The sequence below is a fragment of the Dyadobacter sp. HNCC25DJ184 genome, from assembly GCF_056895215.1.
In genome coordinates, this window is sequence record NZ_JBXHAQ010000012.1 from 1 (window position 1) to 17,961 (window position 17,961).

Below are 17,961 nucleotides of genomic sequence, written 5' to 3' on the forward strand. Positions count from 1 at the left end.
TATTCCACCTTCAAAGATTTCACCGGGTTCATCAGAGCTGCTCGCACACTCTGAAAACTGACGGTACATACCGTGACCGACAAGGCAACCAACCCTGACACAAGGAAGATCCAGCCACTGATCTCAGTTCGATAGGCGAAGGTTTGCAGCCATCTGTTCATCAAATACCAGCCGAATGGAACAGCAACCAGCAAAGCAATAATAACCTGAATAACGAAATCTTTTGTCAGGATACTGACCACTTCCGTTACAGAAGCTCCAAGGACTTTTCTCAGACCGATCTCTTTGGTCCGTTGGGTAATATTGAGCGCTGTCAGTCCAAACAAGCCAATACATGAAATGAATATGGCGATCCCGGCCAGCCAGGCAAAAAAGGAACCAAACCGCTCTTCTGCAATGTATTGCGCATGATATACCTCATCCGCAAAAAAATAGACAAATGGTATTCCAGGCACTATTTCGCTCCATTTCGTTTTCAGCCGGTCGATGGTCTGTACCATATTCCTTTCCGGAATGGCTACGCTCAGATTTGTAAAAAAGCCGGGGGCAATTCGGAAAGTCAGAGGTCTTACTTTTTCCTGAAAAGAGTGAAAATGAAAATCTTTGGTAACGCCGATAATAAGTCCCTTTCGGTTCAGCTGTTGGAATTTTTTACCCAATGCCTCTTCAGGAGTTGCAAAACCAAGTGCTTTGGACGCCGCTTCGTTTATAAGCATCGCTTCGGTTGAATCAGACGATAGCTCAGCCAAAAACGGTCGACCTGCCGCCATACCGATTTCATATTGTTTCAAAAAATCGTGATCTACAAAGTAGGCATCTGCATGAAATTCCTGAAGATCTGACCGGCTGTTTTCTATTTTAGTTGGAAACGTATGATTAGCCTTACCAGGGATAGAAGAAGTCATGCTTATTGGTCCGGAATGGCTTATTTCGTCAAAAGCTTGTTTTACCAGAGCCGAATGCTGCGGTATCCGACTGTCGAACTGAAAATCAACAACCAACATGTGATCCTTCTTAAAACCCGGTTTATGATTTCTCATAAAATCAAGCTGGGTATAAATAACGCCCGTAGCGATAATTAGAATAATCGATACAGAAAACTGCGTCACTACCAAGACCTTACTCAATGAAAAGTTACGTCTTGTAGATATAATTTTTCCTTTCAAAGTATTGATGGTCAACATTCCGGAGAGATAAAAGGCGGGATAGGCTCCGGCTAAAAGCCCAATCAATATTGACGCAGGAAATATACTGACTGTCAAATTGATAAGTTGAAGCTGATTTGTTATAATCACCTTTCCTACCAATGCATTAAAAGCCGGGCTAAGTGTAAAAATCAACAATATCGTAATGAAGTAAGCCATCACACTGATCACTACGGAATCCAGCAAAAACTGAAAGATCAATTGTTTTCGCCTACCGCCAAGCACTTTACGAACACCTATTTCCCTGATGCGCCGTACAGAATATGCGGTTGTCAGATTCACGAAATTGAAACATGATATGAAAAGAACGATCATGGAAATGACTGAAACGATGTACACATTATTTCGACTTTCCGATATAGCACTACCCGCTCTCGTGCCTCGCGGTTTTCCTTCCAGATACACACTTTTTAACGGCTCAAGAAACAACTCGTATTTCGTCTCCCTCTGGTCGGTGTGTTCGCGAACGAGGTTGGTGATTTTGGTATTAAGCTTAGGAATACTGGCTTGCTCATCCAAAACCAGGTAAGTGTAAAAGAAAAAACGTTTCCAGTTGTTATCCCACTCCGGCCCGAGCTTTTTCATCGACAGCAGGAAATCCGTTCGGAAGTGGGAGTTGATCGGCATATCTTTCATCACAGCGCTGACATACACTGTATCTCCGCCATTCAATACAAGTGGCTGGCCAACAGCAGGTTGATCACGAAAATATTTACGAGCAGCAGTTTCCGACAAAACAATATTATCGGGTGCATTCAAAACCAATGCCGGATCGCCGCTCAGCAAGGGAAGGGTAAAAACAGCAAAAATGGATGAATCGGCATAGGCGATATGCTCCTCGCCAAAAGTTTCTTTATCCTTTTGAATGATCAGATAGTCGGGAAAAATCCTGGTGACCCCTTTCACTTCCTGAAAGGATTGCTCAATAAGCGGCGCCATACCTCCCAACGAACTTTTGTACTCGGTGCCGTTTTGGCTTTTGACATCGGTTACCAGCCTGTAAATGTGATCCGCATTTTTATGATAACGATCGTAACTCAATTCAAACCGGACATACATCGCTGCAAAAAAGCAAACACACATCCCAATCGCCAATCCGGTAAGGTTGATCGCGCTTAGCATTTTGTTGCCTAGCATGTTTCGGTACGTGATTTTCAGATAGTTTTTAAGCATGGGAAAGGGATAAGGGTCAAAGGGTTAACGACGCTTGGTCTCGTTTTTGTAGACTGAAAATACAAAATTTGAGAAATTTAAAGTCTGCAACGGTCTGCTAAGGGTATCATATTTGTTTAATTCGACGCAATGCCCCGTTAACCTTTAACCGTTTACCCGTTTGACCCTTTTCAGGCGCTTCGTTAAATACCTCCGAACCGGTTCATCATATAGCTTTAGGCACAAATGAGCTAAAATTACAGAGCCGATAACAAGCGCTACGGCACCGGGCAACGATTGTTCGAAGGTTAGGTTTTCATTTTTAAACCCCAATAATCGCGCCGAACACTACAATCGGATGCAAACGAATGAATCTTCGTTTGAGAAAATCGCTGACAGTCATCGTATAGCCTCTGTCATCATATGCATAACCTACTACAAAACCGGAAAGAAGAAATCGACAGCTAAATATCCATGATTGATTTTTTGATCCAAATGACTGGTTGCGAATGCTTCAAATAAGTGAAAACACACAACTGTAATTGCCGCTACTCCGCGTAATCCGTCTAGTATATTGTAATGCGGTTTGGTATCGGCAAGTGTTAAAGCAGAATCTGAATTATTTGGCATTGATATTCAATTTGTTATAAAATAGCAGTACAGCCTTTTTGAGAATTAAGGAGAAATGTATGCCATATCTCCTGCTTTTCGAGTTTTAAAACTACAAATTAAGATATTCCCATTGGCGACTGTTGGCAATGTCTTTGTTAACGCCGACAACTTCCATTATTTCACGTTTGCCATTTTTCCTTAAAAAAATACAACTAGTTTATTTACCAATCCTCTAAACTTTTCTACTTTTGGGGACAATAAACGTTTGCCTTTTATTAAGTATAATTTTTGAATAATCTTTACCACTTCTTTAAAAAACTGTGGAGCCGCGTCCGGTTCAACTATAACTACTGGATTTTGTCTGATGCTGCTGAGGACGCAAGCTTTGCAGTCATCGGAAACGTAACGGGTAGAAATCCATATTGCAGAATCTATCTTCAGCAACGCGATGCGCCGAAAGTGGTCGCGCGGTGGTATACTGGCTCCAAGCGCATTGCAGGAAACTTGGTTAAAAAGCATGGAATGGTGGTCCTGGCCGACGTTCCTACGCCTGACGAAGTTAAGGATCACAGCCTGATTGTTCCCAATTTCATATCGCTGGCCATTAAACTCCCACCCAATTTGCCCACTTATCTAAGCGGTATATCGGCGAGTATGCGATCCAATATCCGTTTGCTCGAAAAGCGGAATTTCACCTGGAAAATATGTAAAGATCAATCCTGGACGGCCACGTATTATCGCCACTATTACCGCCCGGCGATGTTGCAAAGTCACGGCGATGAAGCATATCTGTATCCCGAGTCAACAATCATGAAAATTGCTCAGGAGCCGGGAATGGAGTTCCTCATGATCTCAGAAGGTGAGAGAATTGTAGGCGCCGCGTTGTGTCAGAATGAGAATGGAACCTACCATATCGTCAACCTGGGTTGGCTGGAAGGCGACGTTGAATTCAGGAAAAAGGGTGTACCTTCCGCATTTTTTTGGTATGCCATCTGCCATTCCTTCGACATCGGATGCAAGCTCGTGAATTGCGGCGGGTCGCCACCCTATCTGGAAAATGGAGTGACCCGTTTCAAAATGCCTTGGGGAGCCACCTATAGTCAGGATCTATCGCATTATGGCGAAAGAACTTTGCTTCTTAATCCTTCCGACCGACAGTGTTACAAGTTTCTTTCGAACAATTCTATTGTAGCATATAATACTGATAAAGAACTGATTGTTCTCAGCAGTAAGCGCCCCGAAGAAAGTAATTTGCGTGATGAATTTCTGAAAGATATTAAGGCCTGGTACCTGCTTCGCCACGAAGAAAATAAGGATTGGCGAGAGAGTTCCCACGGGCATATTCCATTGTCATTGCGAAGTTGGTATGAGTATATCGAACCCGCATATTCTAGTAAAAATTCCAAATCAGCCACTCAGAAAGGTGCCTTGTCGCCCGCCCTCGTTGCTGAAAATTGATCCAAAATATTTATGCCATCTCAGAATAATGCCCCAAAAGTACTGATCCTTTCTTTCCAGAACTTTTCAGGAATTGCACATCTTCCCAAATGTTTGAGCAACGCTGGGTTCGAAGTGGCCGCGATTTGCCCACAAAACAACTATTTGGCCTCCACCAAATTTCTGAAGAAACTATATGCTCTTCCCAAATATTTTCTCTATTGGAATATCAGAGATCTGGTTATCGACATTGCTGGAGAATATGAGCCCAATCTGATGATGCCGGGAGATGATATCGCTTTGGCGTTTCTGCAGAATTTATATTTGCGATTGCCGCAAGGTCAATATCCGAAGCTTTCAAAGTTGCTTGAACGGTCTCTGGGCGATCCGTCTTATTATGGCGCTTGTACCGACAAGGGGGCATTCGGTAAATTGTGTAAGACATTAGGGCTGAATATTCCGGCGCAATATCCGGCAAAAAGCACCGCGGAGGTGATGCATAGTGCTTCGCGACTTGGGTATCCGGTGGTGTTCAAAAAAACGTTGTCTTGCGGCGGGGCGGGAGTTGAAATTTGTGAATCGGAAGAAGAGTTAGACCGACACTCAACAGGTTTTTTTGGCACCGGGCCTATGCGATTTTCAGAAAAACTGCGCTGGGAAATACATATGGCCAGAGGATTGGACATCCGCCATCTGATGTGTCCGCAGGAAGATTCGATTGTCGTGCAGGAATTCATTTCTGGTAGCGTCCTTTCCCATACTTTTGCGAGTAATGAAGGGCAATATCTTTCCGGCTTTACATATAAAAACCTGAACAGCGCCGAAAATAGTAAGCTTCCATGTCGCCAGCTTCAGATACTGGACGTTCAGTATGACTGCGAAGAAATAGCGAGGATACTAGCCAGCCACTTGAAGCTGAATGGCTTTGCTTGCATCGATTTTATCCGCGACGAATCCGGGAATTTGTTTGTCCTGGAATGTAATGCCAGACCAACCCATACTGTCATCCTCGGAGAAAGGATTGGTCTTGATCTTGCCAAATTATTTTTCCGGCAAACCGAATTGCCTACTTCATATGTCAAAGAAGGACGTTTTTCTCTATTCCCTGAAGCAATGCGAGAAAACCCAGCCGGGTTCGACGCCAGACAGGCCATCATTCCCTGGGATGATACCCAGCTGATGGCTTCCCTGTTAAACGATCCACGACCGACGGCACTTTCCAAAAAATGGCTTGCAAAAATTCCTTTGCCATGGTTAAAAAATCAATGGAAAGGATATCGTAACCGAAAGCTGGTTTCTAGAGATTCTCCGGAGGTGATGATTGAGAAGGAAAGTGGTGTGCTGGCTTAATGGTTTTAGTTAATATAAGTCTCATTATTCTTATAAACGCCCTCATGACTGAAAATTTGTTGATTTGATACAAACCTGTACCCTCGCTGACGATAAAATATGAGCCATTCAAAATAACAAATTTTGAACAACGCCGGAAGTTGAGAAGCTTCATACTTGGACATCTCAACTAACTCGACCACGGAATCATCGAACAGACTGTAATAAAACCATATTGTAAACGCCTGCTAACTTTTTGGTAAGTCAATTATCACTAAAAATCAATCTGCCACTTAAACCATGACATAAGAGAATCAATATTGATTTGCAGTGATTTTCCCATTACGACTTTATGTGAACTTAGTCATTGTCCAGAGATCGTTCCCTTCACTTGAACAAAACCACCCCCTTCATACTCTGCTGATTTCTAAAATACTCCACATCGCCTTTACCAGTCCAGTTGATTGCCTGAAACACATTTGTCAGATCGGTGACGTTTGATATGCTTTTTTGATTCATCGAGCGGATTACATCGCCTTTTTTAAGACCTGCTTTTGCGAGAAGACTTCCGTCTGCAATGCTTTCAATCACTACACCTTTTTCATCGGGCAAACCAAAGGCCGATCGATCGCCGAGGCCGTTTACGTTTCGAACTCTTCCGCCCAGCCAGTCCATTTCCTGGATCGCTTTCCCATCTGCCGTTGTCGTCAAAGCAGGTAATGGCACATGGGCAGATTTTGCTTTCAAGTCCTCCGAAACAACACCGAATTCATTCATCGGGAAGTTCACAAATCCGAGTTTTAGCGCAGGGCTTTCCGGTTTTACCTGATAATTTCCTTTGGCCACATCCACAAACATCGGATCTCCAGCCAAACTATGTTCATCCGTTTTATTCTTTTGGGCAACCTGAAGTGCTATATCGTCAGGGAAAAGGTTGAAGTCCACTTCTTTCCCCCATTCATTTACCTGAATAGGATAATATGGTTTTGTGACTATATTCTTCCTGAAAATGTCACCGCTGCTGGCAAACCACACATGCGGATGAAATGAATTATTTACAATGATATTGTTCTCTACCAAGCGCTCAAAACCTTCCCGAAGTTTGAGTCCACCGTTCAGACAAAGATTATTATAGATATGGTAATTGCTGCTGCCGTCGTCCAAATCAATATCCCAGCCATGGTCGCAACGGAAGCGGTTGTTACGGATTATGATGGTTTTCTGAACATCCTTCAGTATCAGATCCGGATGCTCGGCCACCAGCCTGTCCATCACGGCGCGGTCAGGATGCCAGAACCTGTCGCGGCCCCAGGAGTTGAACGAGCCATGATCACCCGTTTCCAAGACGGTATTGAAGATATCGTTAAACTCAATAATATGTCCTCCCCACGTCCCCTCGCTGATATTGATACCTGAGCGAGGAACATTATAAATGGTATTATGGCTTACCGTAATATCCATCGACATTGAAATTTCCACACCGGCAACCTGCTTTTCTACCCGCCCTAAGCCGTGCATCAAGTTGTCATAGACCTTACATTCGGCAGGATAGTTGTTGGATTTCGGCCCTGGTTGCTTGTCCATTTTACTGTACGGAATCCACTCATGGTATTCAAAGCTGGGCGAACGAACCGCGGCTGGATCCCCCACGAAACAAACGGCACTGGCTCCGATGTTCTCAAAATGCGATCCGGAAACATCTCCTGCTCGATTATAATTACTAAAAAAGACCCCATTACCCCCAACCGCATTGAAATAGCATTTTTTCACAGTACACTGCTCTGTACCTTCCAAAACGATTGCTCCACCCCTATATATGGCCCAGTCGCTCCGCAGAAGGGGTTCCCTGGTATCCATGAAGGTCCGGAGCGTGTGCGTCAACTCAAAGCCTTCCAGGGTAATATTGCTTACCGGATTGCTAGCAGTACCACGGAATTCAAAAAGATGTTTGATTTGCGGCGTCAGTATTTTAGTCTTCGTCAAATCCTGACCTGGACTTGCATATACGTAAAGTGTTTTTTCAGCTTTGTTATAATACCATTCTCCGGGTGCGTCCAGTTCCTCGAAAACATTTTCGATAAAACGGTATTTGTTGTGCATTCCCATCTGCCGGTTATTCTGATATCCTCCTTCCATCTGGAGTGTACCGTTCGCGTTTTTCCCAGTCACCAGATAGTGGTAATCGCCCCATTCGTGCTTGTGCATGGCGTGGATATATGCTCCCGCCGGCGACTTCCAGGATTTGATTTTCGGGAGTGAAAGGATATCTTCGGCATACCCTCCAAAATGGCTGATCGTCGAATCATAATTCGGATAGCGCGCCATTCTCATTTTTTCTGCTCCTACGAAGAGCTGATCCATCACAGGGCTACCCGCAACCATCGCTTTTTTGATATTTCCTTTATATACTTCCCATTTCAGTGTCAACTCAGAAGCGCCGCTGATCGTTACTTTTTCTCCATCAAATGCCTTATATATAGCTTCCTCTCCGGGTTTTCTCGAGTCTTGCGGGCCGAAAATAACAGGTTGTTTCAGATAGTAAGTTCCCTTGCGAACGAAGACTGTAACAGGCTCATGGATTGCGCGGATTTTGTTTCGGGCGGCCTCCAAAGTGGCCAGTGGCTTTTCTTTCGTTCCCGGATTGGCATCGTTACCGGTTTTCGACACATAAATATCTCTGGCATATGCTGATACAGTGAGCAGCAAAAAGATTAATACCAGCGGGGATCTTGAAATCTTAGTTGAGCAAAAGGAAATCATTTTTTGAATAACGCGTGTTTATCTAGCAAAGATTGAAGATAAGGATACTTTATTTATTTGCATATATCGTTTCAACTTTTGTAACCCGCTTTTGTGTATTCATCACAACCTCATATCCTGCCATTGCCGGAAATATCGCAAAATGCAAGTCGGTAAAACGCTGCAAGATAATGATATAGCATACCCCGTTCGTGCATACACTTTTTCAGGCTGGCTAACCAAAACAATTACAATTGACCGATTTAAATGGGAATTGGCACATATTGAACCAATGAATGTGTATTTGTTCTCATGCTATTTTGTGACCGGACGAAAAATTTTATGTCAAACCAACCGACATAATTTACACACGATAATCGAATATTGATATGAAAAAGTATACTGCGGAGTTCGTTGGAACCTTTTGGCTTGTACTCGGCGGTTGTGGCAGTGCGACGCTTTCGGCAGCTTTCCCCGGTGTCGGTATCGGACTTCTGGGGGTTTCATTGGCCTTCGGCTTGACTGTCATCACGATGGCATATGCAATTGGGCATATCTCTGGGGCGCACCTTAACCCGGCCGTTTCGATAGGGCTCTGGGTGGGTGGCCGCTTTCCAAAAAAAGACTTAGCTCCTTATATTATTGCCCAAATTTTGGGAGGAGTTGCCGCTGCTGGTGTTTTATCCATTATGGTTGCAGGCAACGGTAGTCATCTGGGCGATTTCGCAGCAAATGGATATGATGAACATTCGCCAGGAAAATATAGCATGATTGCCGCCCTGGTGACAGAAATCGTGATGACGTTTATGTTTCTGTTCGTCATTTTGGGAGCGACGGACAAAAATGGAACACCCCAGTTCGGTGGCTTGGCGATCGGCCTGGCCTTAACTTTAATTCACCTGATCAGTATACCTGTAACGAATACGTCAGTAAATCCGGCGCGGAGTATCAGTCAGGCACTATTTGTTGGCGGTTGGGCAGTAGAACAACTTTGGCTTTTCATTGTTGCACCAATCATTGGAGCAGTACTGGCTGGAATGTTTTACCAATCCCTTACAACAGATCGTTGACCTGACAAGTAATTTGGAGATTTTCAAAAACGCAGCCTTTATACAAGACTGCGTTTTTTGTGTTGTTCAATACAACGCTGTAAAGAACTGATCCACCTTATGTTGATCTTCTGGAAAGTTATATACCTCAACAATTTGTCCATCCTTTATTTTCCATAAAAGACAGGACATTCCTTTGTAGTTTTCAAGATCTGCCACTTCGCTCCAATTTAAATGGCAGTCAATTACGTATTCATCGTTAACTCCCATCACAATCGGGCTTGCCTTAAATGAACCTTTCCCAAGCTGTCTCAGGTAGTCGACAACTTCCTGCGGCCCTGTCTTTACGCCACTTAGCGGGTGTTTTCCAGGAATAACCCATCGAATGTCCGGAGATAAGATTGCCTTTACCTCCTCCATATTCTGAGTGGCATATGCATTAAAAAATTGATGTACTAAATCCAGATTCGGGTGATTGGCGCTCATATATATAGTTTAAATATGTCTTGACGAAATGCTGATGCCCATTCCATTTGTCGTTTCCGTTCAGCAGCACTTGGTGACAAATGTATATTTAATTACTTTGGCGCGATTGTTCACATTCGACTTTGTTTTATTGGTATCGGCCATGACTAGAAATCCTGTTAATTGTTCAGCACTTTCCTCCGAAAAACCGTTGTTTGTATATCATCATAAACTCGGAAGGTTCCATTCCGATTGGCATCAGCATCATTATGGGCAACTGATTTATGCTGAAAACGGATGCATTCATATACACACAGAAGGCCGGAAAATTCTTTTGCCCAACTGGTATGGAGCCTGGATCCCTCCGCACACTTTCCATGAAATATGGTCGGATAGCCCAGGTTTATTTATGCGTGCCGTATGTTTTTCAGATACTGCCGATCGTGGTATGAGCAAGCACTTATCCGTATTTCCGGTTTCGCCGCTTGTCAAAGAGATGATCCGATACTCCGAACGATGGAATGAAATAGCGTATGAAAATGATGAAGAAAATGCATTTGGAAAAGTTCTACTTAATCTGCTTCCGGAGGAATTTACAAAATCGCTGGGAATATGCCTGCCTTCAACCAGCCACGAAAAACTAAGCAGCCTTCTCGAAGATTTCCAAGCAAGACTTCACGAAAAACAATCGATCGACTTTTTTGCACGAAAATTCGGTTATTCTCTCCGCACACTGAACCGTTTGTTTAATAGTCAGCTAGGCGTCTCTTTTTCCAGTTACGCCAAAATCGCGCGAATCATCAAAGCATTGGAATTGATCGAAAATGGGGAGGATCAGGTTACTGAAATTGCATTGGCGGTGTGATATGAGAGTTTACCAACTTTCAGTAACAATTTTTTGGAGATATGTGGGGATCGGCCGATGCATTTCATTGGGCAGAAAAAACAGTTTGGATAATTAAACTCCCTCGCTGCAACTGCAAAAAGTATATCCCTAAGTTTTACGCACATATACCCAATCCACTTAAAACCAGGTATATATATGCTGATTTTGAATTATATGATCAACCTTTGCTACCATCGTAATGCTTTGATATCGAAATATTTACTGTAAAATCGTAGATTTATGGATCAAACTTGTCTCAAAAAATCTCTAAGTTAAAAGTAACTTTTCGAATGAAACTAGGAGCATTTTCAATAAGCTTAAGTGTCAGGGACATTCAGGTTTCGAAGGAGTTTTATGAAAAACTCGGATTCACCGTCTTTGCCGGAGATCTTTCCAAAAACTATCTGATCATGAAAAACGGCGACGGACTCGTTGGCCTTTTCCAGGGTATGTTTGAAAACAATATTCTAACTTTCAACCCCGGTTGGGATCAAAATGCGAATGCAGTTCAGCCGTTTGACGATGTGCGGGAAATACAAAAAGATCTGAAAAAGAAAGGTCTCAAACTCGCCAGCGAAGCCGATGAAAAAACAACCGGGCCTGCGAGTTTCATGCTTATCGATCCTGATGGAAATGCGATTTTAGTGGATCAACACGTATAGTAATTTCGCATGACTGGCCTTTCGTACTACAATTCAGACCGCTCACATATATAATCAACTGTAATCCAGACATTTTCTTTAATTTACTCTCGATACTACTTACTCAAACGGAAATTAATATGGCAGCAGCATGGTACATATCAGCGATTATTCTTCTTTGGTATTTAGCCAAGGAAGGACGTTATGAAAAACCGAAATGGAGCAGAGCAATCGTTTCTGCGTTGTTTTGGCCATTGTCCATATTTTTTAAAAGATATCCGGAAGATCACACGGATCGCTCGCACGGCTCCCACTGATTTAAAACGGCGTGGCGCTCGCACTGATTTAAAATCGGTACGAGTGCTCAATATTTCTTCCCAGCTGCTCACCAACCCATATAATAATCCTTCGCCAACCATTTCGGGCGATTCATATGGAAGTGGATATCCAGCATTTTCTCTGCCTCACAAAATGCACCTTCAACCCAGCCCTGCTGGTCGGAATAGGCTTCGCCGCAAATGTGTATACGTTCTTTGGGATCGGGCTGGCGCATATACGGCATGACATCTTTTACGGAGGTACCCGCTTTCCAGGCATGATATCCTGCACCAAACGGATCCTCAGTCCAATCTTTAAAATAAGTAACATATGGTTCCGGAATTTGAACCTGCGCCCCGTGCACTTCCCGCAGCTGCTTCATCACCTCGTTTACCATCAGCTTTGTCGCCTGAAGATCGTTTAGTTTTTTCAATTCTGCCATCGGCGCAGATTCGGCTGGCCTTACTTCAAAAAGCACTTTATCGTCGGACAATGCTTTCCAGAAAGTCTCCGTTTCCATATCACCATAACTTCCAAGCAACATCGAATTTTGAGTTTCGGGATCAGTACCAAAATAATAGCACTGCCGCATCGGCAAATCCGTAATTGAGTGCCCGGAATCTATACCAAGTGCTTTCCACCAAGGAGTTTCAAAACCCATCAAAATCTTGAACGCCGGCTCCATAATGGTCGACCGGATATTCCTGTCAAGCGTTTTATTGGTGTCCAAATTGAAAAAGAAATTGTTCTGGTCCAGCAATTCCAGCGACTTGCGCGGCATGGCCAGGATAATCGCATTGGCATATACTTTCCACTGCTGGTTCGAGCGAATGTTCAGGAATATCAGTTCATATTTATATCCTTTCTCGCTGTGATCCTTATTAAAAGTAAGCAGCTGATTTTCAGACCATATGCACGCGCCTTTTTCACCCATATACTGGTTTGCCAAAGCATAACAAATACTGTCATACCCTTCCTGAATAGTCTTGTAAGTCACATCAGCAGAAAAATCACCAACCATATAAGGAAAGGCTTCGGCTGCATTCCAGTTGATCGTATTGGAATAATATCCACCAGCATTGGCCACAAACTCATATCCCTCCTGTGACACCTGATCTTTTATCAAATTCCAGAAACCCAGGTCATTCACTTTACGGCCATCATAGGGCGAACCTTTAAAATTATAAACCAAACGAGGCTTGATATCGTCCCAATCCTGGCTCGTGAGTAGAAAGTTAAAATCGTATTTCGATGGCCCGGCCAGTATTTTCTTCTTATACTTTTTGGCACACCAGGAATCCGCCATCAGCACTTCATAGATTATTTTGTTGAAAAGCTGATCCGAGCTGAAACCCAGGTCATCTTCATTGAGATAATACCTCGTTTCTACTTGCTGACCATATCTCTGCGCAACATCCCACGCATCCTGTTTGAAATATTGCTTTCTTAAATAAAACAGAAGGTGTGACGGATCGCCCATCGGGAAATCTACCGGCGTCATTTTATCCTTCAATACCAACTTGCGCTTGCTCAAATCCTTTTCACTTGTCGGATATCCTTCTATCAAAGTCGTCACGATTTGCTGGGAAGTGAGGTAGCGCATGCCACCCAATTCACCCCAAAAGTTCATTCCAGGCATAATAACCGACTTCAATCGTCCGCCGAGTTCGGTATTCATATCAAAAATCTGAACTTCGCTTCCCTTATATTTCTTTTCTTCCAGAAGGCGAAAAGCACTGTACAAGCCGGACGTTCCAGCCCCGACGATCGCCACTTCGATCTTCATTCCGGGATTCATGCCCGGGTTCAAAGGTGTGTTCTTGTTCATTCTGATAACGGTTAGGTTACAATGGTTTGAAATAATGCTTGCCCAGTTGGAAAGGAGTAATATCAAAAGTGGTATGCCCGTCGAGGGCCAGATCGGTCAGGACTTTGCCTAAAAAGGGTGTAAATTTAGCAGCCCAGCCGGTCGCATATATCACGATGTTTTCATGATTGGGCACGAATGTAGGGGCAAAATCGATCAGCAGTTCCTTGTTCGGAATCTTGCTTAAGGCCACCAGACAAGTCGACATAAAATAAGGCGTTGGATCAAGGCCAGTCATATGATTTCTGATCCACTCGGAGGTATAGGCAAGCTCCTGATAATTTGGGATAAAGGATTTCTGATTGGGCTCCATCAGCGGATTGATAACGAAATCGGGTGCTACCCGGATATAGCCCGGATGATCCCAGGATACGCCGGGAAAGCCATAAAACTCATTCCCATTTTCGCCCACAGGATTTTGAAAAACAAACCAGGTAGGATATTGAATGGAAGGGCTCGTTTTTTTGAAATATGCAGACGACATATTCCAGTAAGTAGCCTTAATCGTGAAACCCAATAAATTGATAACCCCGTCGACGTATGGACCGGGAACGATCACTATTTTCTCTGAAGTATATACCCCGTTCGGTGTGGTAACCTCAAAAAACTTACCGGATTGGGTGATTTTTATGACAGGAGATTGATCTCGAAGTTCGGTATATGGATCTTTTTTACATAGCCCCAAAAGTGTTTTTATAGTCGCCTTGAAATTGATACTCGCGCCGTCGGGCTGGAACAAACCGGTATAGGTTTCTGGCAAATTTCTAAAATGATATTGATCTTCTATCTGTTTTGCAGTCAGGGAAGTGTACGGAACATGGGCGGCTTTCAATGCTTTTTCTGCCTCCCCGATATTGCCCTCTGTCGAATGAACGGCTGGGTCGCCAAACCATAGCGTTCCCACCTTATCCCGGAGTTCCGTTTTCGTATGGCTTTGTAGTTCAGTCCAAAATGGCTCCGAATCCAGTGCCATTTTTACCATATATTCCTCCGGATATGGAATTCTGAATTGACGTGAAATCCCAGCCGAACTGCCCAATTGATTTAAAAAAGTAAATTGTTCTAAAACCAGCGTTCTCGCCTTTCGTTTGCCTAAATGATAAGCAGTCGATAAGCCCATCGCACCGCCACCCATCACAATTACATCATAATTATTGCCTGAGATTCCTTTCATAACGATACTAATTAGAAGAGTGGAAGCACTGTAACTAGTTGTGCAATTAGATAGAATTTATTTGTTAACAATTATAAATAAATCAATGCGGCTATCCTATTTTGCATATCCGGATTTCACTAATTCGTTTGAACAATTGATTAAGCGGTACTGATTTGGGAAGAAACCCTCCCTATATTAATGACAATTCCCATTCACTATAAAACACCCTCTGTTGTCGCTGCGATTTCAAATAAACGGACGAGATATTTTCATTCTCTTTTTCGGTATGGAGTTGTCTGGCCAATTTGTTACATTTATCATAGACAACTCACCCTCAATATGTTGTACAAAAAATTCACCCCCTCTCCTAACCTGACACCTTTTGTCGAGACCTTCTATATTTGGGAGTACACATCTGATCTTACAACCCCTTTTATCGTGGAGTCACCGCCCAATGGATACGCCTCGATGGTGTTCAATTATGGTGACAGATATAGTATAATGAATGACAAGTACCAAAATCAGATCGTTCCCGCTACTTTTCTGAGCGGGCAATCGACCAAAAGCTACCGGTTACATCTAAACGGAAGCATCGGCATGATTGGAGTCGTCTTCAAACCAGCGGCCGTCAATACCATTTTTGGTCTTCCTATGTTTGAGTTTTCCGACGAGCGTATAGATCTAACGACAATCCTCGGCAATGATATCTCTGTTCTATACGAACAAATTCTTGAAGCTGAATCTGCGGAAATACGCGTCAATATATTGGATAACTATCTTACAAAAAAGGCATTACAGCCAAAAAGGTCTTATGATAGAAATGATTTTATCGCCAATTTGATTCTTGAGAAACACGGGGTCTCACCCATCCAGGATCTCATGCAAGAATTATATGTTTGTCCGCGACAATTTCAACGTCAGTTCCTGAATAAAGTCGGCGTTAGTGCGAAATACTATGCGCGCATCAGCAGAATGAGCAACTTGTGCGCCGTAATGGCACGAAGCTATTGGAGCGTCCAGGATTGGCAGCAAATAATCTATCAGTTCGGCTATTATGATCAGTCACATTTTATAAAAGAGTTCACAGAGTTTACCGGAAAAGCGCCATCCAGTTATTTGCGTAATAATTCAGAGCTGGGCAATTTTCTAAAATCCTGACCGGAAAAATGTCGTTTTTTTACAATTTCCAAAATTCGTATGTACTTAGTTTTGACCCGAAAACTAAACTATACATGGAAATGAAAAAGCTTCTTTTGTTTTGTCTCTTACTCCAATTTCCGGCTGTTGCACAGGAGAAACTTTGGACGGAGGCTGACCGACGGTATACCATCGACAACTTTAAAAGAACCCGTGATGCACTGATTGCGGAAGTCGAAAATCTTACGCCTGAACAATGGTCCTTCAAAGAATCGCCTGACAGATGGTCTATTGGTGAAGTTGTTGAACATCTGGCTCTGTGGGAAATCATATGGTCACGGGAAATCGGAATGGGATCTCAGGGCACGCGTCATCCTGAACTTCTTTCAACCAGTCGTCCGGATAGTTATTACACCGAAAAAATAATTGAAGAAACCCCGCACATATCCTCACTCTTTTCCAGGCCGACGGGGTTTATTGAAGGCAAGAACAATCTCACATTCTTTCTGCGTGGACACGCCCTGAATCTTGAATTTCTGGAAAAAACACAAGTTGATATGCGGACATTATTCGAACTTACCGGCACCCCTAACCCTAGAAATATGCATCAGGTGTACCTATATCAATGGGGCCACGTTGACAGACACTTAAAGCAAATCAAAAAAGTAAAAGCGCATAAAGATTATCCAAAGCAGATTTAACGGGGTTAAGGTTAACTGGAAATCGGTTGAAGTCAAACTTTCTTTCCTCCAAAAACTCAAAACTGAACCTCAGTCACTCATTCTCTAATTCACTCATTCAAAATTTATTTCACCCATTCACCCATTCAAAAATTCAACTTTAATTGACTATGGAAACGATCAAAAAAGAAAACCTTACCGAACTCACAAGAAAGGGCACCTGCATCGAGTTCTTTTCAGCATATCAGGATATGGACATTGAGAGAATGTTAAGCCTGGCAGCTCCAAATGCGACTGTCTGGTTTAAGCCACTTGGTAACGATGGTAAGGGCCAGTTTAATGAACTCGGAAAAACGGTATGGGTTATGCTTATGGACTGCTTCCCTGATCTGGACAATACGGTAGATTCAGCTACCGCGGAAGATGACGCTGTTACATGTAAAGTAGCCATTTTCGGAACTCAGGAAATGGATTTTTTAGGGCTACCGGCAAAAGGACTACGCTTCGAAAGCGACCATATTTTCATCTTCAGGTTCGATAACTCCGACAAAATTTCAGGCCTGACGATTGACTGGGATCACGACAATTTTGTGGCGCAATTGACGGGAGTTTGAAACCAGCATTGTTCGTGATTGAGCATATGCGTTGTTGCACATCGCCAAAAGATTCGACATTCCGGAAAGTCATGAATTCGTGATTTTCCGGAATGATTGTTTTTTACCGAACATTAACAATCTTCTTCCCCGAAAAAAGATATTCAAATTTTGTAGTTAACAAATGAATTGCAAAATAATATTACCGTTAACTAAGTATCTATATTTCAAACCCTTACAACCCATCAAGAATCCTTAAATTAGTTGAATACTAATCCTTCTAACGCAACTAACATTATGGAACTCGCAGAACTTAACCAGGAATTCGGAAAGGCAGAACAGGCCAAAGACGCAACTTTTTTCGCAAATCATTTAGCCGACGATTTAGTTTTCAGGCGGGCGACGGGGACGACGGCAACGAAAGAAGACTTTTTGGCGGGACTGGCGAACCCGGGCTTAATATACCGTGAAATAAGTACTGAGATAAAATCAATTATTAAAGGGGGAGCAAAGGCTGCGGTGGAAGCTTTGGTAACCGTTGATATGACCAAGGATGGAAGTGATATCAAAGGTTCATTTAAGAATGTACGATTCTTTGAAGATCAAAACGGCACCTGGAAATTGGTCTACTGGTACAACGAAAAAGCTTAAAGACCTTTTTTGAACAAACAGGAAAGCATATTTCTTAAATATAT

Annotated in this window: 16 protein-coding genes; 10 read left to right on the top strand and 6 right to left on the bottom strand. The window is 43.0% G+C overall.

Features of this window, described 5'->3' with window-relative positions; all coding sequences use genetic code 11:
* Both AC1XUD_RS17765 and AC1XUD_RS17770 read right to left on the bottom strand, forming a co-directional pair.
* Positions 1–2,378 (bottom strand): ABC transporter permease (locus AC1XUD_RS17765; protein ID WP_483362383.1); only part of this gene is annotated, 2,378 nt, incomplete at its 3' end.
* Positions 2,379–2,792: 414 nt separating this feature from the next.
* Positions 2,793–2,987 carry an acyltransferase family protein gene (locus AC1XUD_RS17770; RefSeq protein WP_483362384.1) on the bottom strand — a complete coding sequence of 65 codons (195 nt, stop codon included), beginning with the start codon at positions 2,985–2,987 and terminating at the stop codon, positions 2,793–2,795.
* Positions 2,988–3,257: 270 nt separating this feature from the next.
* On the opposite strand from AC1XUD_RS17770, the gene AC1XUD_RS17775 reads away from it, so the two are divergent.
* Positions 3,258–4,427 carry a hypothetical protein gene (locus AC1XUD_RS17775; RefSeq protein WP_483362385.1) on the top strand — a complete coding sequence of 390 codons (1,170 nt, stop codon included), beginning with the start codon at positions 3,258–3,260 and terminating at the stop codon, positions 4,425–4,427.
* Positions 4,428–4,439: 12 nt separating this feature from the next.
* Positions 4,440–5,756 (top strand): ATP-binding protein, encoded by a 1,317-nt coding sequence (locus AC1XUD_RS17780; RefSeq protein WP_483362386.1) that lies wholly within the window; start codon positions 4,440–4,442, stop codon positions 5,754–5,756.
* A gap of 366 nt (positions 5,757–6,122) precedes the next feature.
* Here the strand turns inward: AC1XUD_RS17780 and AC1XUD_RS17785 are convergent, their stop codons facing one another.
* Entirely contained in the window at positions 6,123–8,495 is a 2,373-nt protein-coding gene (locus AC1XUD_RS17785; RefSeq protein WP_483362387.1) for a right-handed parallel beta-helix repeat-containing protein, read from the bottom strand.
* Positions 8,496–8,863: 368 nt separating this feature from the next.
* Between AC1XUD_RS17785 and aqpZ the strand changes: the two genes are divergently transcribed.
* Entirely contained in the window at positions 8,864–9,544 is a 681-nt protein-coding gene (aqpZ, locus tag AC1XUD_RS17790) for an aquaporin Z (RefSeq protein WP_483362388.1), read from the top strand.
* Between the two features lie 66 nt (positions 9,545–9,610).
* On the opposite strand, the gene AC1XUD_RS17795 is transcribed toward aqpZ, so the two are convergent.
* Complete coding sequence (locus AC1XUD_RS17795) at positions 9,611–10,009, bottom strand: nuclear transport factor 2 family protein (protein WP_483362389.1); 399 nt, start codon at positions 10,007–10,009, stop codon at positions 9,611–9,613.
* A 34-nt stretch (positions 10,010–10,043) separates the two neighbouring features.
* Between AC1XUD_RS17795 and AC1XUD_RS17800 the strand changes: the two genes are divergently transcribed.
* The 3 genes from AC1XUD_RS17800 (at position 10,044) to AC1XUD_RS17810 (ending at position 11,832) form a co-directional block, all read left to right on the top strand.
* Positions 10,044–10,853, top strand: a complete 810-nt coding sequence (locus AC1XUD_RS17800) for an AraC family transcriptional regulator (protein WP_483362390.1) — start codon at positions 10,044–10,046, stop codon at positions 10,851–10,853.
* Between the two features lie 311 nt (positions 10,854–11,164).
* Positions 11,165–11,536 carry a VOC family protein gene (locus AC1XUD_RS17805; RefSeq protein WP_483362391.1) on the top strand — a complete coding sequence of 124 codons (372 nt, stop codon included), beginning with the start codon at positions 11,165–11,167 and terminating at the stop codon, positions 11,534–11,536.
* A 119-nt stretch (positions 11,537–11,655) separates the two neighbouring features.
* Complete coding sequence (locus tag AC1XUD_RS17810) at positions 11,656–11,832, top strand: hypothetical protein (RefSeq protein WP_483362392.1); 177 nt, start codon at positions 11,656–11,658, stop codon at positions 11,830–11,832.
* 68 nt (positions 11,833–11,900) lie between these two features.
* Here AC1XUD_RS17810 and AC1XUD_RS17815 read toward each other — a convergent pair whose 3' ends face one another.
* Positions 11,901–13,661, bottom strand: coding sequence for a flavin monoamine oxidase family protein (locus AC1XUD_RS17815; protein WP_483362393.1), 1,761 nt, complete (start codon positions 13,659–13,661; stop codon positions 11,901–11,903).
* A 16-nt stretch (positions 13,662–13,677) separates the two neighbouring features.
* Entirely contained in the window at positions 13,678–14,874 is a 1,197-nt protein-coding gene (locus AC1XUD_RS17820; RefSeq protein ID WP_483362394.1) for an FAD-dependent oxidoreductase, read from the bottom strand.
* 321 nt (positions 14,875–15,195) lie between these two features.
* Here AC1XUD_RS17820 and AC1XUD_RS17825 point away from each other — a divergent pair, with 321 nt between their 5' ends.
* The 4 genes from AC1XUD_RS17825 (at position 15,196) to AC1XUD_RS17840 (ending at position 17,917) form a co-directional block, all read left to right on the top strand.
* Positions 15,196–16,014, top strand: coding sequence for a DUF6597 domain-containing transcriptional factor (locus AC1XUD_RS17825; protein ID WP_483362395.1), 819 nt, complete (start codon positions 15,196–15,198; stop codon positions 16,012–16,014).
* An 80-nt stretch (positions 16,015–16,094) separates the two neighbouring features.
* On the top strand, positions 16,095–16,694 hold the full coding sequence (locus AC1XUD_RS17830) for a DinB family protein (protein ID WP_483362396.1): 600 nt from the start codon (positions 16,095–16,097) through the stop codon (positions 16,692–16,694).
* Between the two features lie 149 nt (positions 16,695–16,843).
* Positions 16,844–17,287 (top strand): ester cyclase, encoded by a 444-nt coding sequence (locus AC1XUD_RS17835; RefSeq protein WP_483362397.1) that lies wholly within the window; start codon positions 16,844–16,846, stop codon positions 17,285–17,287.
* A 276-nt stretch (positions 17,288–17,563) separates the two neighbouring features.
* Positions 17,564–17,917: a nuclear transport factor 2 family protein gene (locus AC1XUD_RS17840; RefSeq protein ID WP_483362398.1), complete on the top strand. Its 354-nt coding sequence runs from the start codon at positions 17,564–17,566 to the stop codon at positions 17,915–17,917.
* Positions 17,918–17,961: the final 44 nt, after the last annotated feature.